This window comes from Pseudarthrobacter sp. AG30 (assembly GCF_003116525.1).
Taxonomy (GTDB): Bacteria; Actinomycetota; Actinomycetes; order Actinomycetales; family Micrococcaceae; genus Arthrobacter.
This window is the reverse complement of the sequence record NZ_QEHL01000008.1, coordinates 111,383-136,126: the sequence shown is the minus strand read 5'-3', so window position 1 is coordinate 136,126 and position 24,744 is coordinate 111,383. Positions and strand designations below refer to the sequence as shown.

Genomic DNA, 24,744 nt, shown 5'->3' with positions numbered 1-24,744 from the left:
CGGCCCCTGCCGCACCCCGGCGCGGGCGTGCCGCCGTCGAACGCCCGGCCACCGGAAAGGCTAAGATGGATGCCATGACTAGCATGACGGACCCTCTCGAAAACGACCCGATGCGCGAGCTTTCCGGGGCTGGAACGTCCACGGCCACCATCGAGCGCGAGGAGCTGCGCCAAGAGGTGGAACCGGGCGACCGGGAGCGCTTTGCCCACTATGTGCGCAAGGAAAAGATCATGGAGTCGGCTTTGACGGGCGAGCCCGTCATCGCGCTGTGCGGCAAAGTCTGGACGCCGGGCCGGGACCCGCAGAAATTCCCGGTGTGCCCCGAGTGCAAGGAAGTCTATGAGGGCCTCCGGCCGGGCAACGACGGCGGGAAGGGTCCGGGCGACTCGGGCAACAATAAGTAGTGACGGAGACGCTCTTTGGCGGCCCCACCCTGCCTCCGGCTTATCCGGAACGTGCAGCCTGGGGAACCGCGCCCAAACTCCGTGCCTGGCAGCAGGAAGCACTCGACCTCTACCTGGCGAAAAGTCCCCGCGACTTCCTTGCGGTGGCAACCCCCGGCGCCGGTAAGACCACCTTCGCGCTCCGGATTGCCTCGACGCTGATCGATTCCGGTGCCGTGAACCGGGTGACCATCGTGGCGCCCACCGACCACCTGAAGCGGCAGTGGGCTGACGCCGCCGCCAAGGTGGGCATCGCCATCGATCCCAACTTCAAGAACTCCGACGGCCAGCACGGCCGCGGATTCATCGGTGTTGCGGTTACGTATGCGCAGGTGGCCAGCAAGCCCTTGCTGCACCGCGCCAAGACCGAGGCCGCCCGGACGCTGGTGATCCTCGACGAGATCCACCACGGCGGCGAAGCCCTGTCCTGGGGCGATGGCCTCCGCGAGGCCTTCGATCCGGCGGTGCGGCGGCTGTCCCTGACCGGAACCCCCTTCCGTTCGGACACCTCGCCCATCCCGTTCGTGGAGTATGCGGAGGACCGGGAAGGCATCCGCCGCTCCAAGGCGGACTACACCTACGGTTACGGCAACGCCCTGCGCGACCACGTGGTCCGGCCGGTGATGTTCATGGCTTACTCCGGCCAGATGCGCTGGCGCACCAGCGCGGGCGAAGAGATGGCCGCCTCGCTCGGTGAGGCGGCCGTCACCAAGGACATCACCAGCCACGCCTGGCGAACCGCGCTGAATCCGGCGGGGGAGTGGATCCCCGCTGTCCTGGCCGGCGCGGACAAGCGGCTCAGCGAAGTCCGGCGCACCGTACCGGACGCCGGCGGCCTGGTCATCGCCACGGACCATGAAGATGCGCGTGCCTACGCCGGGCAGCTGAAGAGGATCACCGGTGAATCGCCCACCGTCATCCTGTCGGACGATGCCAAGGCCTCCAGCAAGATCGAGGAATTCTCTGCCGGCGAGAAGCGCTGGATGGTTGCGGTCCGCATGGTGTCCGAAGGCGTGGACGTGCCCCGGCTCTCCGTGGGCGTCTACGCAACGTCCACCTCCACCCCGTTGTTCTTCGCCCAGGCCGTGGGACGTTTCGTGCGTGCCCGCAAGAGGGGCGAAACGGCGTCGGTCTTCCTGCCGTCCGTGCCGCAGCTGATGGCGCTGGCCAACTCCATGGAAATGGAGCGCGACCACGCGCTGGACCGGCCGGAAAAAGAGGACGGCGACGGACTCTTCAACCCCGAAGACTCGCTGATGGAAGAGGCCAACCGGGAAGAAAAGGCCTCCGACAGCCTCACCAAGGGCAAGTTCGAGGCACTCGACTCGCAGGCCTCCTTCGACCGGGTCCTCTTTGACGGCGGCGAGTTCGGCACCGGCGGCGAGGTAGGGTCCGACGACGAAATGGACTTCCTGGGAATTCCGGGCCTGCTGGATGCAGAGCAGGTGGGGACGCTCCTGCGCCAGCGCCAGCACGAACAACTGAACCGGAAGAACCGGAAGGCCCCAACCGTCGAAAGCCAGGTTCCCGCCGTCCCTGACCACCGGATGCTGATGGACCTGCGCAACGAGCTGGCCAAGAACGTGGCGGCGTGGGCCGCCCGGACGGGCACCCCGCACGGCGTGGTCCATACCAAGCTGCGCACCGTGTGCGGCGGCCCCCCGGTGGCACAGGCCAACGAGGAACAGCTGCAGTCCAGGCTCCGGAAGCTCCAGGACTGGTTCATCGGCCGTAAATAGGCCTCAGGCGATATCCACGCCGCCCAGTTCCATTTCGGCTATGGCGTCTTCGAGGTCGGCGGCAATCCCTGCCGTCAGGGACCGCAACACGGTGACGCCGTAGCCCGCCTGGACCGCGTCCAGCGAGGTGGCCTTCACGCAGTAGTCGGTGGCGATGCCCACCACCACCACGTCTTCGACGTCATGGCTCTGCAGCCAGTCATCGAGCCCGATCGCGTCCTCGTCCACTCCCGACGCGTCCAGGGACCCGGCCATTGCGCCGGCCTGGCGCTCGCCGGTGGGAACGGCGTCCTCGGGAGCCAACAGGCCCTCGAACCCTGAATACGCGGCCGCGAACTGGCCCTTCCGGAAATACGCGTCGATGTACTCGGTGTCCAGGTCCGGGTGCAGTTCGGCGCCACGGGTTCCGGCCACGCAGTGCCGGGGCCAGCTGTCAACAAAATCGGGCGTGTCGGAGAAATGGCTGCCCGGATCGATGTGCCAGTCCTGGGTGGCCACCACGAAGTCGAATTCGTTGTGGTGGGCGTCCAGGTACTCGCTGATGGCGCCGGCCACGGCCGCACCACCGTCCACGGCGAGCGAGCCGCCCTCGCAGAAATCGTTCTGGACATCGACGATGATCAGTGCGCGGGACATCAGTCCTCCTCAGTGGTCTTCATAGAACGTGGGAATGGCGGGCTCGCCCCGCTGAAGGCGGTTCACCACCGGGGGGAGCTCCGCCATGGAATCGGCGTGCCGCTGCCGTGCGCGGACCACGCCTTCGTGCCCGGTCCATCCCGGTAGCAGTTCGCCGTTCTTCATGAACTGCTGCAGCAGCGGCCGGTCGTTGCCGTCATCCTCCGGCCGGTGGCCCACCCCCACAACCTCGGCCGTGGCGGTGCCGCGCTCGTCCAGTTTCCGCAACGCATACTTCCGGCCGCCCACGCTGGCCTTGTTCTTGGCCGCCTTGGCCACGGAGACGAAGTTTCCGGCGTCGTCCGTCCTGCTGACCAGCTTGTAGACCATGCTGGCCGTGGGAGCCCCGGAGCCGGTGACCAGTGAGGTCCCCACGCCGTAGGAATCAACGGGAGCGGACTGCAGCGCAGCGATGGCGTACTCATCAAGGTCCGACGTGACCACGATCTTCGTGTGCTCGTTACCGAGGTCGTCGAGCAGCCGGCGTACCCACTGTGCCTGGGCGACGAGGTCGCCGGAGTCCAGCCGGACCGCGCCCAGCCGTGGCCCTGCCAGGTCCACTGCCGTGCGGACTGCCTTCTCGACGTCGTATGTGTCCACCAACAGGGACGTGCCTTCGCCCAGCGACGCGATCTGGGCCTCGAAAGCCGCCCGCTCGTTATCGTGCAGCAGCGTGAACGAGTGCGCGGCCGTACCCACCGTGCGGATGCCGTAGCGTGCGCCCGCTTCCAGGTTGGAGGTGCTGTCAAAGCCGGCGATCACGGCAGCCCGCGCGGCGGACGCCGCAGCCTCCTCGTGCGTCCGGCGCGAACCCATTTCGATGCACGGCCGGCCGCCGGCCGCGCTGACCATCCGGGACGCTGCGGAGGCAATGGCGCTGTCGTGGTTCAGGACGGAGAGCAGATATGTTTCAAGCATGCACGCCTCGGCGAAGGAGGCCTCGACGATCAGGATGGGGGAGTTCGGGAAGTAGGCTTCGCCCTCCGCGTAGCCCCAGATGTCCCCGGAGAACCTGTAGTTGGCCAGGTACTCCAGGGTTTCCCGGTTGACCACCCTGGTACGTTCCAGGAAGTCCAGCTCAGCCTCGCCGAACCGGAAGCTTGCGATGCCCTCCAGCAGGCGGCCGGTACCCGCCACAATTCCGTAGCGCCGGCCGTCCGGCAGCCGCCGGGCGAAGGCCTCGAACACCGATTTGCGGTGCGCCGCCCCCGAATGGAGGGACGCCTGCAGCATGGTCAGCTCGTAATGGTCGGTGTAAAAGGACGTGCGGGGATGGTCCCAGCCGGCGGAGGTGCTCACGAAAGTCACTCTAGTCCCCACCGGCTCCCTCGTCTCGCTTCGCTTCGCCGTGGGGCCCTCGCCGGTGTGGGCCCACCCATAGAATGGACAGATGACCATAAGCGTTGCGCCCGGCCCCGATACACGGGAGGGCGTCCGGACCGGCACAGCGGAGTCCACCGACTCCCTCGCCGCTCCGGACATCCCCTGGAACCTGGTGATCTGGAACGATCCCGTCAATCTCATGAGCTACGTGAGCTACGTCTTCCAAAGCTACTTCGGCTACTCCGAGACCAAAGCCAACAAGCTCATGATGGAGGTCCACAAGAAGGGCCGCTCGATCGTGGCCGCAGGCAGCAAGGAACAGGTGGAACGCCACGCGGTGGCGATGCACGGGTTCGGGTTGTGGGCCACGGTGGAAAAGGCCAGCGGCGGCCACGGCGGCAAAACCGGGAAGTCCGGCGGTCCGGGCCAGGGTAAGGGGAAGCGTGGCTAAGGCATTCAAATACGGCCTCAAGGGCATCACCGGGTTCCTGGAACCTGCCGAACGGGACCTGCTGCGCAGCCTGATCGATGACGTCATCTCCATGCTCCAGCCGGAGGAACGCGACGGACAGGACCCGCTGGCTGCCCTCATTGGCCTGGACATGGACGTTGCCGAACCTACGGACCGCGCGGTCAAGCGGCTCCTTCCCAACATCTCGAAGAACGACGACGCCGCGTCCCTGGAGTTCCGCCAGCTCACCGAGCGCTCGCTGCGGGAAACAAAAATCGGGGCGCTCCGTGCGGCGGCGCTGGACCTGGACAAGGATGAGATCGTCCTGACGCCGGAGGGGGCAAAGCACTGGTCCATGGCGCTCAATGACGTCCGGCTCGTCCTGGCAGAGCGGCTGGACATCCGCGACGAGGCCGACGCCGAACACGTCCACCGCATGCAGGACTGGTCCCAGGCCGAGGATGTGGAAAGCTACCTGGCCCTGGTTTACAACTTCACCACGTGGCTTCAAGAGTCCGTGGTCCAGGCCATGCTGCAGTCCCTGGAAACCCGCCGGTGAGCTGCGGCGGCCAGGGGGAGGCCGTTGGTTGTGACACATTCGACATGAGTCGCTGGACACAAGATGATGGCTGAGCCTTCCGGGAAGACCTATCCTCGAATAATCATGACAACAGCCTCGAGCACGGACCCGACGTTGGATGCGCAGCCTGCCGGCGACGGCGACCTCCCGGCCGCCGCACCGGAAACCCGGCCCATCGGCGTCTTCGACTCCGGTGTTGGCGGGCTCACCGTGGCCCGCTCCATCATTGACCAGCTGCCCAACGAATCGATCCTCTACGTCGGCGATACCGCCCACGGACCGTACGGCCCGCTGCCCATCGCCGAGGTGCGCGCCAACGCCCTGGGCGTGATGGACGAACTGGTGGACTCCGGTGTCAAGCTGCTCACCATCGCCTGCAACTCGGCGTCGGCCGCGGTCCTTCGGGACGCCCGCGAGCGGTACACCGCCAAATACGGCATCCCCGTCATCGAGGTCATCCAGCCCGCCGTGCGCCGCGCCGTCGCCGCCACCCGCAGCGGGAAAATCGGCGTGATCGGCACCTCCGCCACGGTGGGCTCGCGCGCGTACGAGGACACTTTCGCCGCCGCGCCGGACCTGGACATCACGTCCGTGGCATGCCCCGAATTCGTCAGCTATGTCGAGGCCGGCATCACCACCGGGCCGGCGCTCTTGGCCGTCGCAGAGGAATACCTGGCGCCCCTCAAGGCCGCCGGGGTGGACACGGTGGTCCTGGGCTGCACGCACTACCCGCTGCTGACCGGCGTCATCTCCTACGTGATGGGCGCGGACGTCACCTTGGTTTCCAGCGCCGAGGAGACAGCCAAAGACGTCTACCGCGCGCTGGCCACCCACAACCTGCAACGCCCGTCCGGCACCCCGCCCGAGCACCACTTCGTGGCCACCGGCGACGCCGGCCAGTTCGAGGCGCTCGCCCGGAGGTTCCTGGGCCCCGAGGTCCTCTCCGTCCGGCACGTGGACCACGTCGCCGCGCAATACCCCACCGGCAGCCTCGCCCGCATCACGCCGGAAATGATTGCCGCCGCACAGGCCGCGCGCGGACGCCCCCGGATCTCCAATTTCGTAGGCGGCGGACTCGCCGACGCAGGCCGAGCCGAAGGACCCCGCCCGTGAAGCTGACCATCGTGGGGTGCACTGGCTCCTTCCCCGGGCCCGGCTCCCCGGCGTCGTGCTACCTGCTGACCGCCACCGACGGCGAACGGACCTGGAAGGTGGTGATGGACCTCGGCAGCGGTGCGCTGGGCGCCATCCAGCGGTACACCGACCTGGAGGACATCGACGCCATCTTCCTCACCCACCTGCACCCGGACCACTGCATGGACCTGTGCGGCCTGCACGTCGCCATCCGCTGGAAGCCCGGCGGCTGGGGCCGCGGCCGCATCCCGGTGTGGGGCCCTGCCGCGACGGCCAACCGGATGGCCACCGCCTACGGCCTGGACCCGGATCCCGGCATGCACGAGGAATTCGATTTCAGCAACTGGACCGAACGTGAACCCGTGACCGTGGGGCCGTTTACCGTCACGCCCTTCGCCGTCAACCACCCCATCGAAGAGGCCTACGCCCTGCGGGTGGAGGTGGTGGAACCCGGCAAGGACGGCGTCCCCGTCACCCGGACGCTCACGTACTCCGGCGACACCGACTCCTGCGCCGGGCTTGAGGAAGCCGCCAAGGACGCGGACCTGTTCCTGTGCGAGGCAGCCTTCGAAGAGGGCCGCGACGACGGCATCAAGGACGTGCACCTGACCGGAAAGCGGGCGGGGGAGACCGCAGCCGTGGCCGGGGCCCGCCGGCTCCTGCTGACCCACATTCCGGTGTGGACATCGCCCACCACCGTCATGGCCGAGGCCCGGCCGGTTTTTCCCGGCGACGTGGCCGTGGCAGTGGCCGGTGTCCACTACGCGATCTAGCGGCGGGCCGCACTCGATAAGCTAAAGGCATGACATCTGAAGCAACTGCAGTGCCCATCGTGCGCGCCGACGGCCGTGCCCCCGACCAGCTCAGGCCCATCAGCATCACCCGCGGATGGTCCAACCAGGCTGAGGGATCGGCACTGATCGAGTTCGGCAACACCCGGGTGCTGTGCACGGCCTCCCTGACTGCCGGCGTTCCCCGCTGGCTCAAAGGCGAAGGCCGCGGCTGGGTCACCGCCGAGTATGCCATGCTGCCCCGTGCCACCAATACGCGCTCGGACCGGGAATCGGTCAAGGGCAAGATTGGCGGCCGCACCCACGAGATCTCGCGCCTGATCGGGCGTTCGCTGCGCTCCATCATCGACACCAAGGCGCTGGGCGAAAACACCATCGTCCTGGACTGCGACGTGCTGCAGGCCGACGGCGGCACACGCACCGCCGCTATCACCGGGGCCTATGTGGCGCTGGCGGACGCCATCCGGTTCGCCCGCGACACCAAGCTCATCGCCAAGAACGCCCAGCCACTCCTCGACACCATTGCCGCCGTCTCGGTCGGAATCATCGACGGCGTTCCCATGCTGGACCTGCCGTACGTGGAGGACGTCCGGGCCGAAACAGACATGAATGTCGTGGTCACCGGCTCCGGCAAATTCGTCGAGGTCCAGGGCACAGCGGAAGGCGCCCCGTTTGACCGGGAGGAGCTGAACCAGCTCCTGGACCTGGCCCTGCTGGGCACCACGCAGCTGGCCGCCATCCAGCGCGAAACCTTGGCGGACGCCCTGTGAGTGCACCCTCACCCAAGCTCGTGCTCGCCACGCACAACGCCGGGAAACTGCGCGAACTCCGTGAACTGCTGCGCGGGCAGGTGCCCGGGCTCGACGTCGACACCCAGGTGGTGGACGCTGCGGCGGCAGGTGCGCCGGACGTCGTCGAAACCGGGGTGACCTTTGCCGAGAATTCGCTGCTGAAGGCCCGGGCGGTGGCCGAGGCCACCGGCCTGGTGGCCATCGCCGACGACTCCGGGCTTGCCGTGGATGTCATGGGCGGGGCGCCGGGCATCTTCTCCGCCCGCTGGGCGGGACGGCACGGTGACGACGCCGCCAATCTTGAACTGCTGTTGAACCAGCTGTCGGACGTTCCCGATGAGCATCGCGGCGCGGCGTTCGTCTGCGCGGCTGCCCTGGCAGTGCCCGCCGGCACCGCAGGGCCGGGCCGCGAGGTGGTGGAGTACGGCCAGCTGGAGGGCGTCCTCCTGCGCAAACCACGGGGTGCCGGCGGCTTCGGCTACGATCCGGTGCTGCAGCCGGCCGGCGAGAACCGCAGCTGCGCCGAGCTCTCCGCCGACGAGAAGAACGCCATCAGCCACCGCGGCAAGGCCTTCCGTGCCCTGCTTCCCGCCATCGTGGCAGCCCTGGAAGCAGCGGGCTGAAGGCAGCGGCACGCCGCACAACAGAAAAGGTGCGCATCCCGCCGGGGTGCGCACCTTTTTCCGGATGTGGGGCCGGACTATTCCTGCCGGCCGCCGGGGAGCTTGCGCGGAGTCTTCTGCTCCGCTTCGGGTCCGTGCTCCTCGATAAATTCGTCGACGGCGTCGGTGCCGTAGGCCTGCGCCTGGCGCCTGGCTGACATGCCGCGCAGGAGTTCAATGCCGATGGGCACGACGGAGACCAGCACGATGGCGATGAAGATGATGTCCAGGTTGTCGCGGACCCACGGAACGGTGTCGCCCAGCAGGAACCCGAGCAGTGTCACGCCGCCACCCCAGAGCACCGCACCGATGACGTTGTAGATGAAGAATTTGCGCTTGCTCATCTGCGCCACGCCGACGATCACGGGGACAAAGGTCCGGATGATGGGAACGAAACGGGCCAGGATAAGCGCCTTGCCGCCATGCTTTTCAAAGAACGCGTGCGCGCTCTCGACGTTCTCGCGCTTGAAGAGTTTGGAGTCGGGCTTGTTGAAGAGGGCAGGGCCCGCTTTGGAACCGATCAGGTATCCCGCCTGGTTGCCGATGATGGCGGAGACCACGATCAGCAGGGCCAGGATCCAGATGTTGAACTTGATGGTGCCCGTGGCAACCAGCAGGCCGGCAGTGAACAGCATGGAGTCGCCGGGAAGGAAGAACCCCACCAGCAGGCCGGTCTCGGCGAAGACGATGCCGCATACCAGCAGGACCACCCACGGGGCGAGCGCCGGATCGGCCAGGAAGACCTGGGGGTTCAGCCAGTCGGGCAGGAAGGAGGCCATTGGCGGCTGCACCGGACCCGCGCCGCCCAGCATGGACACAGCGAGGTGGTTCATCACAGGAAAGTTCACCCCTCAAGCGTACTTGACCGGCCTGCGCCTCCCGGGCCTGTCCCTCCCGGCCCGGGGCCGCCGTCGGCGGTAAGGTGGGGGCCGTGGGTTTGGACTTTACGGCGATCGACTTCGAAACAGCCAACGGCTTCCGGGGCTCCCCCTGCTCGGTGGGCCTGACAAAGGTACGGGGCGGCAAAATTGTCGACGAGGCCTCCTGGCTGATGCGGCCGCCGGCCGGCTACGACCACTTTGACCACCACAATGTCCGGATCCACGGAATCACCCCTGCCGACGTTGCGGTGCAGCCGCGGTTCGGGGAGCTGTTCCCTGAAATCGGGGCGTTCATCGGCGAGGACGTACTGGCCGCGCACAACGCAGCCTTCGACCTGGGCGTCATCCGCTCTGCGCTGGAAGTGTCAGGGCTGCCGGGCCCGGCCTACGACTACGTCTGCACGGTCATGTTGTCGCGCCGTTGCTATTCGCTGGTCTCCAATTCGCTTCCCTTTGCCGCAGAGGAAGCGGGCGTGCCGCTGGTGAACCACCACGATGCTGCGGAGGATGCCCGGGCCTGCGCCGGCATCCTGATCGACATTGCAGCCCGCAACGGTGCCAACAGCATCGCCGAACTGTACCTTTCCCTGGGTTTGGCCATGCCGCGCCAGCAGGCGTTTGATCCCGCCACCGGCGAAGTGTCGAAGCCCAGCCTGGCGGCCATGTCCGGCGCCTCAGGCAACGGCGCGGCGCTGGTGCGGCGGTTCCAGTCCGGTTGGCCCGAAGAAGGGCTCAATCCCGAACCAAACGCCGACGCCGAGCCCGGCCACCCGCTGTACGGCCAGACCGTCGTGTTCACCGGGCAGCTTTCCATCGGCCGCCCGGACGCCAAACTCCGCTCGGCCCACCACGGTGCCCGTACCGAGAGCCGGGTGACCGGCCGCACCACCGTCCTGGTGGTGGGGGATGGTTTTGTGGCCTCGGACCTTCGCTCCGGACGGTTGACCGGGAAGGCGCGGCGTGTCCTGGAGCTCCATGACCGCGGGCAGGCCATCGAGGTGTTGTCCGAGGGCGAGTTCCTGCAGATGGTGGGCAGTGCAGCCGTCCCCGGGGCCCGCTTGAACGCCCCCACCGCACCCGCCGGAGCGGATGCCTTCGCGCCGGCCCTCAACGCCTGAGGCGGCCTCGCGGTATCCTCCCGGGTTCATCGGGCGCAACAAATCTTGGCCGCCGGGCGCTACCCTCCTAGCCTTGCGTGATGAGCTCCTTGTTCGCTTTCCCCAACCCGGTCAACGAGTATGCGGCCCGCACCACAGCCGCCCTGGTGGTACTGCTCTCGGTGGTCACGGCAGTGACTGGTTCCGTGTGGGGCCTGCTGGCCATCGCCGTCGGGTTCTGGCTGCGGCTGCTCTTCGGCCCGCGGATCTCACCGTTGGCCGTCCTCTCCGTGAAGGTCATCACCCCGCGGCTGGGAAAGGTGAAGCTCGTTCCGGGGCCGCCAAAGCGCTTTGCCCAGGGCATCGGCGCGGCCGTCTCCACGGCCGCCCTGCTGCTGTTCGCGTCCGGCCTGGGCCTGGCAGCGTGGTTGCTGCTGGGGATCCTGGTAGTGGCGGCATCGCTTGAAGCGTTTGCCGGATTCTGCCTGGGTTGCACGATTTTCGGCTTCCTGCAGCGCCGCGGAGTGATCCCCGAGGATGTTTGTGAGGCCTGCAGCAACATCAGCCTTCGCCGGTCGTGACGCGCACCAGCTGATCCGCCATCCCACGGACCACCTCCGGGCCTTCCAAGGCGCCGAGCCATGGGGCGGGCAGGCAGTCCTCGCCGTACCAGGCGCCCAGGATGTTGCCCGCCAGGGAGCCGGCGGTGTCGCTGCCGCCGCTGTGGTTCACCGCCACGGCCATGGCGTCCCGGAAGTGCTGTTCCGGCAGCACCGGGGCGCCCCCGGCCGGAAGCGTGGCGAGGACGGCGTAGAGTGCGACGGCGAGAGCCTCCTCCGCGAACCAGCCCTCGCCCAGTGCCTGGATCAGTTCCTCGGGCGGAAGAACTGCCGTCTCTGCGAGCCGCAGGGCCGCTTCAAGCCGGTGGGGCAGCTCCGGTGCCACGTGCGGGATGGCGGCCGCGTGCGCGGTCACGGCGGCGGCGGCTTCCCGGAGCTCCTCTCCGGCGACCAGGCGGTGGATCAGGAGGCTGAAGACACCGGAACTTTGGCGTGCTGCCGGGTGGCCGTGGGTCAGTGACGCGGCATCGGAACTCAACTTATAGGCCGCCTCGGGCGAGATGTGCGGGATCAACCCGAACGGCGCCGAGCGCATCACCGTGCCGGCACCTTTCGAGTCCGGATTAACGGGCCGCACCGACGTTCCCATCTCACCGGTGGCCAGGCCGCTGATGCAGTCCTGCTCCGGGTGGCGCTGCTGCCGCAGCACGTCGTTGCCGTCGATCCAGCGCGGCCGGGGAGCCGGTGCGGACGGCCCGGCGTCTATGCCCTGGGTGGCCAGCCAGCGCAGGTAGGCCAGCCAGACACACGCATTCACGTCCGCGCCCACACCGGAGTTGGCCCACTCCAGCGCCTCCACCAGGCCGTCCACGGTGTAGAGGGTCAATTGCGTGTCGTCGGAGAAATGGCAGGGGCCGGAGAGGTCTTCAAAGCCTGTCAGGCCGTGGGCGCCGAACCGCCGGCTGATCTCGTCGATGGAATCGAACTCCACGGCGTAGCCCAGCGCGTCGCCCAGGGCCCCGCCCAAGAGGGAGCCGTGGATCCGGGACTTGGGAGTGGGCGTGCCGTGGTCGATGCTCATGGAGACAAATTTACCGTCCGGACGCACACCGAACGGTTGGGGGCGCGTCCGGCGGTGGGGAACCGGGAAGCGGGTGTGGACAGCAGGTGTCCAGCAAACGCCCAGACTGGGCTGGAATACTGCTCGGGTTGCCTGCGCTGCCCGCCGCCCCTGCCGGCCGGGGCGGCTCCGCAACCCCAGAAAGCACCCGACGAGCAAAGGTCCAGCCATGAGCACCCCTGTCCCAGCCCGCGACGCACTGCAGCCCGGCGGCACGGATCCCGCCAGCCGGGCACTGCTGCCCCGCCTGGCAGCCGAGGCTTTCGGCAGCCTCTTCCTGGCGGTGGCCGGGCTGGGCGTACCGCTGTTCAGCATTCCGCAGTCCAGCCCGGTACCCGCGGCCCTGGCTGCCGGCCTCGCCATCACGGCCGCCATGCTCGCTTTCGGGCATATCTCCGGTGGCCACTTCAACCCGGCCATCACCCTGGGCCATCTCCTGGCCGGCCGGATCCGGGCCGGGGCGGCCGCAGCGTACGCCGCCGCCCAGCTCGTGGGCGCCTTGGTGGGTGCCCTTGCCTTGTTCGGCATCCTGCGTACCCTGCCCGGCATTCCCGACAGCCGGACCGCCTTCGATACGGTGGCCGCCGGCTTCGGCGACCATTCCATCATCCAGGCACCCCTTGCCGCGGTTGTGCTGCTGGAATTGCTGGGAGCCGCAATCATCGTGGCAATCTTCCTGGGCGCTGCCGGCCGGGACAACGGCGGCCTGCGCGATAACGCCGGCGTGGAGGGCAGCAGCCGGACGGTTGCCGCCGTTGCCGTGGGCCTGTCCTTCGCGGCGCTGCTCCAGGTGGGCCAGTCCGTCGGCAACCTGCCTTTCAACCCCGCCCGGGCCCTCGCCTCTGCCGTTTTCAGCTCCGGTGCGGCGCTGGGCCAGGTGTGGGTATTCCTGGTGGCCCCGCTGGCCGGCGCCGCCATCGCGGGCCTGGTGTTCCGGATTTCAGGCACGGCTGACGCCCCGCACAGCGCCGCAGCGGCGGACGCTGCCACCCACGACGACGCGAGTGTGGAAGCAGGTGGCGGGGACGCCGGGGCCGGGTCTTCGCCGGTCCAGTCCCGGATCGACGATGACGCCGACGCTCCGGGTGCGGAGCCGAAACTCCCGGCGGCACGCACTGCCGCACCGGAGGGGCAGGCACGCAACGTCAGCGAGGCCCAGGAGTTCTTCGAGGGCAAGCGATCCTGATCAGTCCGGGCCGCGGCGGTTTCCGCGACTGTCAGTGGCTGCCGATAGCGTAGTTATATGCGGTTACTTCATACCTCGGACTGGCACCTGGGCCGGTCCTTCCACGGCGTTGGCATGCTGGACGCCCAGCGGGCCTTCATCGACCAGATGGTGGCAACGGTGGAACGGGAGCGCATCGACGTCGTCCTGATTGCCGGCGATGTCTACGACCGGGCACTGCCAGGGGTTGACGTGGTCCACTTGCTCGATGACGCCTTGGTCAGGCTCACCTCCGCCGGAGCCAAGGTGGTGATCACCAGTGGTAACCACGACTCCGCAATTCGGCTGGGTTTTGCCTCGCGGCTGCTGGAACGCGGGGGAGTCCACCTGCGCACCAAGGTGGCTGAGCTTGACCATCCACTGCTGTTGCCGCTCGGGCAGGACGCCGCGGGCCGGGACGCCGTCCTGGCCCTGTACGGCATTCCTTGGCTTGAACCCCGGCTCGTTGCCGACCAGCTGGGCGTGGAAACGGCAAGCCACTTCGAGGTGACCCGGGCGGCCACCGCCCTTATCCGGGCCGACATCGCACGGCGTACAAACGCCGCCACCGTCCATTCGGTGGTCCTGGCCCACACCTTCGCCAGCGGCGGCATCAGCTCGGACAGCGAGCGGGACCTCAGCATCGGCGGCGTGGGTGCCGTTCCCCTGGACCTGTTCGACGGATTCGGCTACACCGCACTCGGCCATCTCCACGGACGCCAGGCGCTGTCTGAGCGCGTGCGCTATTCGGGCTCCCCGCTGGCCTATTCCTTTTCCGAGTCCACGCAGCGGAAAGGTGCCTGGCTCGTGGACCTGGAGCCGGATGGAGTCACCTCGGTGCAGGAGATCGAGTGGGATGCCCCGCGAACCCTCGCTGTGCTGCGCGGCACCCTGGCCGAGCTCCTTGATGAGCCCGGGCATGCCTGGGCCGAGACCGCCTACTGCCAGGTCACCCTCACTGATGCCCAGCGTCCCGTGCGGGCGATGGAGCGGCTCCGTGCGCGGTTCCCTGAGACCCTGGTCCTGGCTTTCGACCCGCAAGGCGGGAACGACCCGGACCAGGCAAGCTACAGCAGCAGGCTTGCCCACGCCCCGGACGACCTCGCCGTGTGCTGCGGCTTCCTGGACCACGTGCGCGGGCGCAGCGCGGACCAGGATGAACAAGAGGCGCTCGCCGCCGCGTTGGAGAACGTCCGCCTGCTGGAGGCCTCGCGGTGAGGATCCACCATCTGCGCATCTCAGGCTTCGGCCCGTTCGCCGGAACAGAAGACGTCGATTTCGACCGGCTCAGCGCCCACGGCCTGTTCCTGCTGAACGGGCCTACCGGTGCGGGCAAGACCAGCGTCCTCGACGCCATCTGTTTTGCCCTGTACGGATCCGTTCCGGGTGCCCGGCAGGACGGCAAGCGGCTCCGCAGCGACCATGCGGAGCCCGGCCAGGAGCCGGCCGTAACCTGCGAATTCTCCGCCCAGGGGCGCCGCTTCGAGGTCACCCGCTCGCCCGCATGGGACAAGCCCAGTGCACGGGGCAGGAACGGTTTCACCACCCAGCAGGCCAAAACCCTGCTCCGTGAACGCGTCGGCGGAACCTGGGTGGAAAAATCTGCCCGCAATGACGAGGCCGGAGCAGAGATCATGGCTTTGCTGGGCATGGACCGTGAACAGTTCACCCGGGTCATCATGCTGCCGCAGGGGGAATTCGCCGCGTTCCTCAGGTCCAAAGCTGCGGACCGCCTTGACCTGCTGCAGAAACTCTTCGGGACGCAGCGGTTTGAAGCCCTGGAACAGGAACTGTCCCGCCAGGCCGCCGCGGCCAGGGATGACGTTGCCGCCCTGGTCGGCCAGCTGGGTATGCTGTCGGCCCGTGCCGAAGCCGAGGCCGCGCCGCTCCAGCTCCCGCAGGACGAGGCACCGGCGCCAGAGGATACCGCAGGCAGGCTTGGCTGGTTGCAGGCCGCTGTTGCTGCGCGACTGGCAGAGCTCACGGAGCACGCAGCGGGCGCGACATCCCTCAGCCAGGAACGCCGCAGTGACGTGGAACGGGAAACCGCACGGCACGAGCGGGCCCGCAAACTCCAAGCGGCCACCGTGCGGCAGCAGGCCGTGAAGGACGGGGCAGCACGGCAGGAAGAACTCGCTGCCCGGCTGGGCCGGCACCGCGAGGCGGAAGTCCTCCAGGGACAGCTGCGCGCCGTGGATGCGGCGGCCGGCAAAGTGCAAAGCGCCGGGGGCGCCGCTGAGGCCGCCATGACCCTCCTCAGGATGGCTGCCGCGGACAGTACCGAACTCGCCCAGCTCAACTTGGGCGCGGATGAAGCCGCCGTGCCGCCGGTGCAAACCCACAAGGGCTCCGCAGGCCACAATACGGCGGAAATCGTGCCGGGGGCCGCCCAGGAGCTGGCCCGGCTTCGGTCGCTGCTGGCCGTCGTCGAAGCACGGCTGCCGGATGAGCAGAGGCTGCAGGAGCTGTATGGACGCCACCGCAGCCTGGCCGGCCGGCAGGACGAACTCAGGCTGGACGTGGAGACGCTGGGAAGCCGGGTTGCGCAGTTGCTGGCGGACCGGGAGCTGCTGGCCGGAACCATGGGCCAGCTGGAGCTCCGTGCCGCCGACGCCGCGCTCCGCCGCAAGGAGGCGGCCGCTGCCACGGAACTTCTCGACGTCGTCCGGCGGTACGGGACGGCCATGAAGGGCCGGGACCTCGTGAACGCCCGATACGACGACTCACGGGAAAGCCTGCTGGAGGCGAAAGGCCGGTGGCTGGACCTGCGGGAGGTCCGGCTCGCCAATGCCGCATTCGAGCTTGCGGCCAAACTGGTGGCCGGTGAGCCCTGCCCGGTCTGCGGAAGCGGAGAACATCCGGCGCCGGCGGGATCCGGCACGGAAGGACCGTCGCTGGCCCAGGCCGAGGAAGAGGCCCACGCCGCCTATGAAGCGGCCGAGGCAGCCCACAGCGCTGTCAGCGCCGAACGCGCCGAAGCCGAGCAAACGGTGGCCGTCCTCGCCGGACAAGGCGGGACCATCCCCGTGGCCGAGGCCCGCACAGGGGCCGAGGAGGCGTTGGCTGCGGCAGAGGCCGCCGAACAGGCCGCGGAAGAGCTCCAGGAACAGCGGCAACGGCTGGAGGCACTCGATGCAGGTATCGAACAGGCCCGCTCCGCGCTGTCAGACGCGGAGGCTGAGCTGTCCCACACCGCTGTCCTGCTCGCCGACCTCGCCGAACAGGCTGCCGCACTGGACGGGGCCCTTGCCGGCCTGCGCGGAAACCACCGCACCTTGAACCGGCGGCTGCGGGTCCTCGAAGACGCCGTGGCGGTCCTGGATAAGGCTGTTGAAGCGCAATTACGGCTGGACACCGCCAGGGCGCAGGCCGCCGAAGCGGAGGAGAACCTCGAGCTTGCCCTGCCGGGGGCGGGTTTCGCCTCTGCCGCCGAGGTTCGCAGCCAACTGCTGGGAGCTGCGGAAGTGGCAGCACTCGAAGCTGAGGTCCGCACGGCCGGGGAAGAAGCTGCCCGGGTAGCCGGGCTGTTCGAGTCGGAGGACCTGGTGCTGGCCATGGCCGAAGCAGGAGACGGCTTCCTACCCGACGATGAACGGCTCGAGGTACTCCGCAGCCAGGCTGCTGCCGCGCACCATGACGCCCGGGAGGCTGATCTCGCCGCAGGACTGGCCCGCCGGTGCCTGGCGGCCCTTACCTCGATAGCGGCGGAATATGAGGCCCTGGCGTCCTCGTCCCGGGAACCGGCCGAGCGGGCACAGATGCTCGCCGGGCTGGCCGAAGCGGCCGCGGGCAGGGGGGAGAACACCTACCGGATGAGCCTGAACAGCTACGTCCTGGCCGCGCGGCTGGAACAGGTCGCCCTCGCCGCATCGGAGCGCCTGGTGGCCATGAGCGATGGCCGCTACCTGTTGCAGCACACCGATGCCAAGGCGGCCCGCGGTGCCAAATCGGGATTGGGCCTTGAAGTGGTGGACCAGTGGACGGGCTTCCGCCGCGACACGTCCACACTGTCCGGCGGCGAATCCTTTATGGCGTCGCTGTCGCTGGCCCTGGGCCTGGCGGATGTGGTCCAGCAGGAGTCAGGCGGCGTTGAAATTGAGACCCTGTTCGTTGACGAAGGCTTCGGCAGCCTGGATGAACAGTCCCTTGAACAAGTCATGGACGCCCTCGAAGGCCTCCGCGACGGCGGCCGCGTGGTGGGGCTGGTCAGCCATGTGGCCGAGATGAAACAGCGGATTGGCACCCAACTGCAGGTGCTCAAGAGCCGGAACGGCTCCACGCTGCGGATATCTGAAAGCGTGGACGCACTTTCCTGACCCCGGCGGATATACTGGACCGCGTTACCGGGTTGCGCGCATCGGGAGGAGGGACGATGCGCATGGATTGAACGAGCCCGGAATTGACACCTCATACCACCCCTTCAACCACCCGCGACGCTCCGGCCCGAAGCACGGGCCCTTCCGCCAGGGACGACTCTGCCCGGGATTCCGGTGGAACGGCAGCAGGCCGCTTCGCGCGCCTCCCCGAACTCGCCGGCAAGACTTTTCTTCCGCTGGGACTTTTCGCCAGGCTGCCGCTGGCCATGCTGACCGTCGGCACCCTGACCTTGGTGACCTCCGTCAGCGGCTCCTTTGCCGTCGGAGGGACGGCCGCCGGCGCAGTAGGCATTGGCTCGGCACTGGGCGCTCCCTTCCTTGGGGCACTGGCCGACAGGCGTGGACAACGCCCCGTGCTGCTGGTATCGGCAGTGCTCAACACAGTGGCCGTGCTGGTGCTGGTCCTGGCCGCCCTTGCCGCCGGAAAAACCGGCGGATTCCCGCTGGGAGTCCTGGCAGCGGCCTTTGCTGCCGGAGCAACGTGCCCGCAGGTGGGTCCGCTGGCCAGGGTCCGGTGGATGTCACTGACAAGTGCCGCGGCCGGTGCCGGCGCCGACGTCCGCGGCCAACGCGACCTGGACACCGCGCTCTCCTACGAAAGTACTGCTGACGAAGTGACTTTTGTCCTGGGGCCCGCGCTCGTGGGGGCGCTTGCCAGCCTGGTGGCGCCCTGGCTGCCGCTGGCCCTGGCCGCTGCCCTGACCATCACGCTTGTCCCGGCGTTTGCCGTTCACCCCACCCATCGGGCCGTGCCGGTCACCCGGCACGCCCGGGGCAGGAAAGGCGCGGGCGCTGAGACATCCCGAAAGCTGCCCTTGGCCGTGGCACTGCCCGTGGTGGCGATGGTCTGCATGGGCACGTTCTTTGGGTCCACCCAAGCGGCCCTCAGTGCTTTCTCCGCCGGCCTGGCGGGTGCGGAGATCGCGGGATTGCTGTACGCGGTCATGGGCCTAAGCTCTGCGGCCGCTGCGCTCTCGGTTGCCTACTGGCCGCGCAAGGCAGGCCTGGCCCTGCGCTGGGTGGTGTGCGCAGTCATCATGGCCGCGCTTGCCGTCCTGCTGCTGTTGCCATCGTCCCTGCCCATGATGGCGGCAGTCCTGCTGGTCCTTGGGCTTCCGGTCGGGCCGGTCATGGTCACGGTGTTTGCCGTCGGCGGCACTTTGGCTCCCGCCGGCCGCCTGGGCACCGTGATGACCGGCCTGGCCAGCGGCATTGTCGCCGGTACGGCGGTGGGCTCAGCCATTGGCGGGCAGCTGGCCCAGATCCATGGGGCCGGCGCGGCGTTCCTGGTCCCGGTGTGCGCGGCCGCAGCGTTGGCGCTGCTTGGTGCGGGGACCGCCGTCGCACTCCGCCGGCGGCGCTGACGGCCGAACCCGTGGCCGGCGGTCCACCGGCTCAGGCCAGCTGGCTCTCGATCCGGGCCGCGCTCTCGGCAATGGCGGTACCCACGGCCTCGGGGTCGTGGGCCGACCGGATGTAGACGACGGCGAGGGCGGCCGGCCGGCCGCCGGGCACCCGGACAGGCGCCGCCAGGGAGGAAACTCCGGCGATGACCTCGTCATGGCTGGCGGAGTATCCCTTCCGGCGCGCCTCGGTGGCCTCCGGACGGTAGGGAATCCCGGTCCCCAGCCTGTTCCACTCGGCCTCCGTCAGGGCGGACTGGATGGCGATCCCGGGTGCCCCGGCGTTGATGGGATGCCGGGTTCCCGGGTGCTGGGCCACAGTGGCTCCGGAGTGCCGCGGTTCCACCGTGACCAGGGTGATGCAGTCATGGTGGTCCCACACGGCTACGAAGGCCGTCATGTTCAGCGAGTTTGCCAGCTGGGTCAGCTCAGGAAGCGCGGCGCTCTGCAGGTTGCGGGAGACGCCGCGGGCCAGGACCGCGAGGCCCGGGCCGGGCTGCACCCGGCCCGCATCGTCGCGCACCAGGAGCGAATGGTCCTCCAGGGTACGCAGGATCCGGTAGGCGACCGAGCGGTGGACACCCATGGCGTCCGCAAGCTCGGCGATGGTCAACGGTCCCGGAGCGGCCGCCAGGATCTCGAGGGCACGGATACCGCGCGACAGGGTCTGGGACGGGGAAGCCTGCGGCAGGGCCGCTCCGGCCTGCGCTGCGGCGGGAGGAGTCATGTGTCCATCCTAGGTTGCCGAAACTGCGGGCACAGGACCCTTGTCCTCGCCGCGTCGTGACTGTATTGTCCTCTATACGAACAGTGTGTTCCATTATCGAACACGCAGTTGGTGGCGGGCCCCACCCAGGCCGGTCCTTCCGTGTCCCGCATCACGTTTTCGTAGTACCCTGCTAACTAACTGACCGTTCTGTCGGTAATCCTGAGGCGTCCGGGCGGCACCGCTGCCCAATAAAAACAATGGAGTTTAAATGACCACACCTTCCAAGGTGGACACACCCGCCGGCCCCAGCAGCCGGACTGAAGAGCGCAAAGTCCTCGCGGGCACCCTCGTAGGCACCACCATCGAGTGGTACGACTTCTTCATTTTTGCCCAGCTGACCGCGACGCTGCTGTCGCCGCTGTTCCTTGCACCGCTGAACGAGTCCAACCCGGGCTTGGCGCAGATCCTGTCCTTCGCCCTCATCGGCATCAGCTTCCTGTTCCGACCCCTGGGCGCCGTCATTGCCGGGCACCTCGGCGACCGCCTGGGACGCAAGGCCATGCTGGTCTTCACCCTGGTGATGATGGGTGCGGCCACCGCACTGATCGGCGTGCTCCCCACCTACGCGCAGATCGGGGCTTGGGCCCCAGTCCTGTTGATCGTGCTGCGGATCATCCAGGGCTTCTCGGCCGGCGGCGAATGGGGCGGGGCCGCGCTGATGGCCGTTGAGCACGCACCATTGAACCGCCGCGGCCTGTTCGGCGCCTACCCGCAGATCGGTGTCCCGGTGGGTATGATCCTGGCCACCGGCCTCTTGTTCTTCCTCAACACCGGCATGTCCAAGGAAGACTTCGCAGCCTGGGGCTGGCGGGTGCCGTTCCTGCTGTCCATCGTGCTGATCGTGGTGGGCTACCTGATCCGCCGCGCCGTGGCCGAGAGCCCGGTCTTCCAGGAAATGGCACTGCGGAAGAAGGAAAGCAAGGCGCCCCTGGGTGAACTGGTCCGCAACCACAAGAAGCCCGTCCTCTACTCGACCATGATCTTCATCGGCAACAACGCAGCCGGCTACCTGCTCATCGCCTTCTTCATCTCCTACGCCACCAAGACCCTGAAGATGCCGACCCCGCAGATCCTGCTCGCCACCACCCTGGCCTCCTTCGGCTGGCTGATCTTCACGCTGGTGGGCGGCTGGTTGTCCGACCGGATCGGCCGCGTCAAGACGTTCCTGATCGGCTACGCCATCGTGTTCGCCTGGATGATCCCCATGTTCGCGCTGATCGACACCAAGGACATCGTCCTGTACGGGGTGGCCCTGTTCGTCCTGACCGTTGGCCTGGGCCTTTCCTACGGCCCCATGTCCGCCATGTACGCCGAGATGTTCCCGGCCGAAGTGCGGTACTCCGGCATCTCCATTGGATACGCCTTTGGCGCCATCCTGGGCGGGGCCTTTGCCGCCACCATCGCCGAATCCCTGCTGCAGTCCACCAAGTGGGCCGGTTCGATCGGCATCTACATCATGGTCCTGTGCGTCATCTCCGCCCTCGGCGTGGTGCTGGCCAAGGAAACCAAGGGGCGGCCGCTGGGCGTCAGCAGCCACCACTAACACCGTTGCGTGGCCGGCTCGCCGGTCCTCAGCTCCGCAGGCCCGGACTTTGCTCCGGGCCTGCGGCGTGCGGCAGCGGCGGTCCCTGCCGCAGCGCGGTGATGGCGTCGTCGTCGGTCAGCTGCCCGAAGTGCCGGTAGAAGCTGCCCACGGCCCGGAACTTTCCCGGCAGGTGCAGGCATACGACGGCGTCGCACACGCGCTCCAGCGAGGCCTCGGCGTCAACGGAACCCACCGGAGCTGCGGCCACCACGGTTGCCGCGCCGCCGGCGCGCACGGCCTCGACGGCGGCCCGCATGGTGGCGCCGGTGGCCAGGCCGTCATCCACGAGCAGGACGGCCTTGCCGGCCAGGTCCAGGCCGGTTCCCGGATACAGGGCAGCCCGGCGCAGGATTTCGCTGCGTTCGCGGTCCTCCACGCCATCCAGCCACTCCCGGCGAACGCCGTGCTGGAGGACCCGCTCCCGCAGGGGCTTGTTGATCAGCCGGACGATCCTTCCGGATGTCCAGGCCAGGGCACCGTAGGCGGTTTCTTCATAGCCGGGGATCCCCAGTTTCCGCACCAGGACAGCACCCAAGGGCAGATGGAGGGCACGTGCTGTGGCCGCCGCTACCGGGATGCCGCCGCGGGCAAGGCCAAGGACCACGGTGCCGGGCCGCTCCTGGAACGCTGAAAGCGCGGCAGCCAGGCGCACCCCCGCTTCCGTGCGGTCTTCAAAACGCGTCGGCATCTGTCCCTCCCCGCGGGCCGGGCCCGGTGTGAACGAAAGCCCGTGGGGCGGCCGGGTGCCGCCGGTGGCTACACACCCAGGAAGGAAATGGCGGCCTGCTTGAAGGCCCTGCTGGTGATGGCGTTGGTGTGGTTCCGGCCCGGCAGGAGCAGCTGCTCGGCCATGGACCCGGCTCCGCGCGCCAGTTCGGCGAGGTGGGGCAGCGTGCCGGCCCGTTCGTCCTTGTCCCCGGCAACCAGGAGCATGGGTACGTGGGGCACCGCTTCGGCGGGGTCGTAGGGCTCCGCCTTGATGGCTTCCACGAGCGACAACAGCGCGAAGATGTTGTTGCTCGGCAGCAGCAGCGCCATCTTCAGCAGCTGGGCCGTCGATTCGTCAGCGATCGGCGTGCCGTCCGCCAGGTAGTCCTGCGCGGCCCGCAGATCGAAGGCTGCCAGCGGGTCGGTATTGTTGGGTCCGCCCAGCACCAGCCTGTGGACGAGTTCCGGCTGGGTTGCGGCGAACTCCCAGGCGAGCCGGGAACCCAGGGAATATCCCACCACGTCCAGGCCGCTGGAAGGATCGCCGTCGTGCAGCGGCCGCGCACCGGCGTCGAACGCTGCCTGAAGCAGGTCCGCCCTGATCCTGCTGGGGGAGTATGAGTCCCGGTCTTCCGGGGCGCCGCTGCGGCCATGGCCGGGAAGGTCCACGGTGACGACCCGGCGCCCGGCCTCCAGCAGGGCGGCCACCCAGCCTGTGTCCTCCCAGTTGAGTTTGGACGAGGAGGAGAACCCGTGCAGCAGGAGCACCGGCCGGAGCCCGGCGTCCTCCGCCGGCTCGTGCACCGCCACGAAGAGTTGCGGGTCGGTGCCCTCGACCGTGTGCGCCTGCTGCTGTCCGGTGTGCCTGCCGCTCATGCTGTCAGTTCCTCATCAGGTACGGCGCCCAGGCGGACCCGGCGCGTCGGTGCGTCTTCCTTGGAAAGGTAGTTTCACTCTACCTGCTGGCAGCACCGTTCCGGCTGGTGAGCCGGGCGGCTGCAGCGCAGGCCAGCGCGATGCCGGTGATCAGGGCCAAGGTGCCAAGGAGCTGGGCCCGGCTGGCCTCGGCGCTGAAGCCGACGGCGAAAATCAGGCCCAGCAGGACCAGTCCCAGGATGGTCAAGCCCGGGAATCCCTTCATCCGCAGCGGCAGCGCTGCCCCGTCCCGGTCGGCGCGGCGCCGCAGGATCAGCTGGGACACGAGCGCGCTGCCCCACACCACCAGGCAGGTGGAGCCCACCAGCTGGAACAGCGCGGGCAGGACCCGTTCCGGGAACAGCAGCTCCAGCACAGTGGCGATGAAGCCGAAGGCCACGGAGACCGTAACGGCAAGCATGGGGACGCCGGCGGCGTTGAGTCGGGCAAGGAGGTGCGGCGCCTCGCCCCGCCGCGCCAGCGAGTACGCCATGCGGGAGGCGCCATAGAGGTTCGCGTTCAGTGCCGAGAGGAGCGCGACGACGGCCACCAGGGTGATGGCGGTGGACGCGCCGGGGATCCGGGCGGCGTCGAGCACTCCGGCGAAGGGCGAGGCAAGGCCCGCGGACGTGGCCGGAAGGACCGCGGCGATGACGAAGACCGAGCCGATGTAGAACACCAGGATCCGCCACACCACGGTCCGGATGGCTTTGCCGACGCTGCGCTGGGGATCCTCGGTTTCGGCCGCAGCGACGGAGACGATTTCCGTGCCTCCGAATGCGAAGATCACCACGAAGAGGGCCGACGCCACCCCGCCCAGTCCCTGCGGGGCAAAGTTGGTGGTGAGGTTTGACGCGCCGGGGGACTCGACGCCTGGCAGCAGGCCCAGGAGCAAGGCGGCGCCGACCGCCAGGAACAGGACGATGACGGCCACCTTGAGGATGGCGAACCAGAACTCGAACTCGCCGAAGTTCCGGACGCCGGCCAGGTTGATTCCGGTGAAGACCACCATGAACAGCAGTGCCAGCGCCCAGACCGGCACCACGGGCCAGACGGAGAACAGCAGGCCGGCCGCGCCCAGGGCTTCGGCCGCGATCACCACCACCAGCTGCAGCCACCAAAGCCACCCGATGGTGGCTCCCGCGGTGCGGCCCAGGGCGCGTGCGGCGTAGACCGAGAACGCTCCGCTGTTCGGGTTCGCGGCTGCCATCTCACCCAGGGCCCACATCACCAGGATGATGAGGGTCCCCGCCACCAGGTAGGAGATGAGGACCGCCGGGCCGGCCGCCTGCACGCCGGCGCCCGATCCCAGAAACAATCCGGCACCGATGGCGCTGCCCAGCCCCATCATGGTGAGCTGGCGCGGCTTCATGCTGTGGCCTGCCGGAGCCTTGGGTGGCGCTGTGGTGGATGTGGTCGGGGCGGACTTCATCGTCATGGGGCGGTAAACCTTCTTGGGGTTGGTTCGGGGTCCGGTCCCGTGGGCCGGAGGTCCTTGTGGGACCACTTGAATTTACCGCTTCCGGCAGCCGGCCAA

General features: G+C 68.4%; 23 protein-coding genes. 15 read left to right on the top strand and 8 right to left on the bottom strand.

Annotation, left to right across the window (positions count from 1 at the left end):
* Positions 1-65: 65 nt before the first annotated feature.
* Positions 66-404, top strand: a complete 339-nt coding sequence (locus DC347_RS08395) for a DUF3039 domain-containing protein (protein ID WP_018760100.1) — start codon at positions 66-68, stop codon at positions 402-404.
* Entirely contained in the window at positions 404-2,182 is a 1,779-nt protein-coding gene (locus DC347_RS08390; protein ID WP_018760099.1) for a DEAD/DEAH box helicase, read from the top strand. The genes DC347_RS08395 and DC347_RS08390 overlap by 1 nt, the downstream gene beginning before the upstream one ends.
* A gap of 3 nt (positions 2,183-2,185) precedes the next feature.
* On the opposite strand, the gene DC347_RS08385 is transcribed toward DC347_RS08390, so the two are convergent.
* Both DC347_RS08385 and DC347_RS08380 read right to left on the bottom strand, forming a co-directional pair.
* Entirely contained in the window at positions 2,186-2,818 is a 633-nt protein-coding gene (locus DC347_RS08385; protein ID WP_109045046.1) for an isochorismatase family protein, read from the bottom strand.
* Between the two features lie 9 nt (positions 2,819-2,827).
* Positions 2,828-4,156 carry a nicotinate phosphoribosyltransferase gene (locus tag DC347_RS08380; RefSeq protein WP_026264234.1) on the bottom strand — a complete coding sequence of 443 codons (1,329 nt, stop codon included), beginning with the start codon at positions 4,154-4,156 and terminating at the stop codon, positions 2,828-2,830.
* Positions 4,157-4,247: 91 nt separating this feature from the next.
* Between DC347_RS08380 and clpS the strand changes: the two genes are divergently transcribed.
* From clpS to rdgB, 6 genes are all read left to right on the top strand, one after another.
* Positions 4,248-4,631 carry an ATP-dependent Clp protease adapter ClpS gene (clpS, locus tag DC347_RS08375; protein ID WP_109045045.1) on the top strand — a complete coding sequence of 128 codons (384 nt, stop codon included), beginning with the start codon at positions 4,248-4,250 and terminating at the stop codon, positions 4,629-4,631.
* Positions 4,624-5,190, top strand: a complete 567-nt coding sequence (locus DC347_RS08370; RefSeq protein WP_018760095.1) for a DUF2017 domain-containing protein — start codon at positions 4,624-4,626, stop codon at positions 5,188-5,190. Before clpS ends, DC347_RS08370 begins: the two co-directional genes overlap by 8 nt.
* 105 nt (positions 5,191-5,295) lie before the next feature.
* Positions 5,296-6,324 (top strand): glutamate racemase, encoded by a 1,029-nt coding sequence (gene murI, locus DC347_RS08365; RefSeq protein ID WP_240617734.1) that lies wholly within the window; start codon positions 5,296-5,298, stop codon positions 6,322-6,324.
* Entirely contained in the window at positions 6,321-7,118 is a 798-nt protein-coding gene (locus DC347_RS08360; protein ID WP_018760093.1) for an MBL fold metallo-hydrolase, read from the top strand. The genes murI and DC347_RS08360 overlap by 4 nt, the downstream gene beginning before the upstream one ends.
* A gap of 29 nt (positions 7,119-7,147) precedes the next feature.
* Positions 7,148-7,906, top strand: coding sequence for a ribonuclease PH (rph, locus tag DC347_RS08355; protein WP_026264233.1), 759 nt, complete (start codon positions 7,148-7,150; stop codon positions 7,904-7,906).
* Positions 7,903-8,550, top strand: a complete 648-nt coding sequence (gene rdgB / locus DC347_RS08350) for an RdgB/HAM1 family non-canonical purine NTP pyrophosphatase (RefSeq protein ID WP_109045044.1) — start codon at positions 7,903-7,905, stop codon at positions 8,548-8,550. Before rph ends, rdgB begins: the two co-directional genes overlap by 4 nt.
* 77 nt (positions 8,551-8,627) lie before the next feature.
* On the opposite strand, the gene DC347_RS08345 is transcribed toward rdgB, so the two are convergent.
* Entirely contained in the window at positions 8,628-9,422 is a 795-nt protein-coding gene (locus DC347_RS08345; RefSeq protein WP_043423662.1) for a VTT domain-containing protein, read from the bottom strand.
* A 98-nt stretch (positions 9,423-9,520) separates the two neighbouring features.
* Here DC347_RS08345 and DC347_RS08340 point away from each other — a divergent pair, with 98 nt between their 5' ends.
* Positions 9,521-10,588 carry an exonuclease domain-containing protein gene (locus tag DC347_RS08340; RefSeq protein WP_018760089.1) on the top strand — a complete coding sequence of 356 codons (1,068 nt, stop codon included), beginning with the start codon at positions 9,521-9,523 and terminating at the stop codon, positions 10,586-10,588.
* Between the two features lie 80 nt (positions 10,589-10,668).
* Positions 10,669-11,148, top strand: coding sequence for a DUF4395 domain-containing protein (locus tag DC347_RS08335; RefSeq protein WP_026264232.1), 480 nt, complete (start codon positions 10,669-10,671; stop codon positions 11,146-11,148).
* Here DC347_RS08335 and DC347_RS08330 read toward each other — a convergent pair.
* Entirely contained in the window at positions 11,129-12,208 is a 1,080-nt protein-coding gene (locus tag DC347_RS08330; protein ID WP_109045043.1) for an ADP-ribosylglycohydrolase family protein, read from the bottom strand. The genes DC347_RS08335 and DC347_RS08330 overlap by 20 nt on opposite strands.
* Positions 12,209-12,416: 208 nt before the next feature.
* Between DC347_RS08330 and DC347_RS08325 the strand changes: the two genes are divergently transcribed.
* The 4 genes from DC347_RS08325 (at position 12,417) to DC347_RS08310 (ending at position 19,191) form a co-directional block, all read left to right on the top strand.
* Complete coding sequence (locus DC347_RS08325; protein ID WP_109045042.1) at positions 12,417-13,433, top strand: MIP/aquaporin family protein; 1,017 nt, start codon at positions 12,417-12,419, stop codon at positions 13,431-13,433.
* A gap of 57 nt (positions 13,434-13,490) precedes the next feature.
* Positions 13,491-14,669, top strand: coding sequence for an exonuclease SbcCD subunit D (locus DC347_RS08320; protein ID WP_109045041.1), 1,179 nt, complete (start codon positions 13,491-13,493; stop codon positions 14,667-14,669).
* Entirely contained in the window at positions 14,666-17,767 is a 3,102-nt protein-coding gene (locus DC347_RS08315; protein WP_109045040.1) for an AAA family ATPase, read from the top strand. Before DC347_RS08320 ends, DC347_RS08315 begins: the two co-directional genes overlap by 4 nt.
* 83 nt (positions 17,768-17,850) lie before the next feature.
* On the top strand, positions 17,851-19,191 hold the full coding sequence (locus DC347_RS08310; RefSeq protein WP_109045039.1) for an MFS transporter: 1,341 nt from the start codon (positions 17,851-17,853) through the stop codon (positions 19,189-19,191).
* Positions 19,192-19,222: 31 nt separating this feature from the next.
* On the opposite strand, the gene DC347_RS08305 is transcribed toward DC347_RS08310, so the two are convergent.
* Positions 19,223-19,957 carry an IclR family transcriptional regulator gene (locus DC347_RS08305; RefSeq protein ID WP_018760082.1) on the bottom strand — a complete coding sequence of 245 codons (735 nt, stop codon included), beginning with the start codon at positions 19,955-19,957 and terminating at the stop codon, positions 19,223-19,225.
* 250 nt (positions 19,958-20,207) lie between these two features.
* Between DC347_RS08305 and DC347_RS08300 the strand changes: the two genes are divergently transcribed.
* Positions 20,208-21,542 carry an MFS transporter gene (locus DC347_RS08300; RefSeq protein ID WP_018760081.1) on the top strand — a complete coding sequence of 445 codons (1,335 nt, stop codon included), beginning with the start codon at positions 20,208-20,210 and terminating at the stop codon, positions 21,540-21,542.
* 28 nt (positions 21,543-21,570) lie between these two features.
* Here DC347_RS08300 and DC347_RS08295 read toward each other — a convergent pair whose 3' ends face one another.
* From DC347_RS08295 to DC347_RS08285, 3 genes are all read right to left on the bottom strand, one after another.
* Positions 21,571-22,272 (bottom strand): phosphoribosyltransferase, encoded by a 702-nt coding sequence (locus DC347_RS08295; protein WP_051083380.1) that lies wholly within the window; start codon positions 22,270-22,272, stop codon positions 21,571-21,573.
* A 68-nt stretch (positions 22,273-22,340) separates the two neighbouring features.
* Positions 22,341-23,168: an alpha/beta fold hydrolase gene (locus tag DC347_RS08290; protein WP_018760079.1), complete on the bottom strand. Its 828-nt coding sequence runs from the start codon at positions 23,166-23,168 to the stop codon at positions 22,341-22,343.
* A gap of 79 nt (positions 23,169-23,247) precedes the next feature.
* Positions 23,248-24,645 (bottom strand): amino acid permease, encoded by a 1,398-nt coding sequence (locus DC347_RS08285; protein ID WP_026264230.1) that lies wholly within the window; start codon positions 24,643-24,645, stop codon positions 23,248-23,250.
* Positions 24,646-24,744 lie beyond the last annotated feature (99 nt).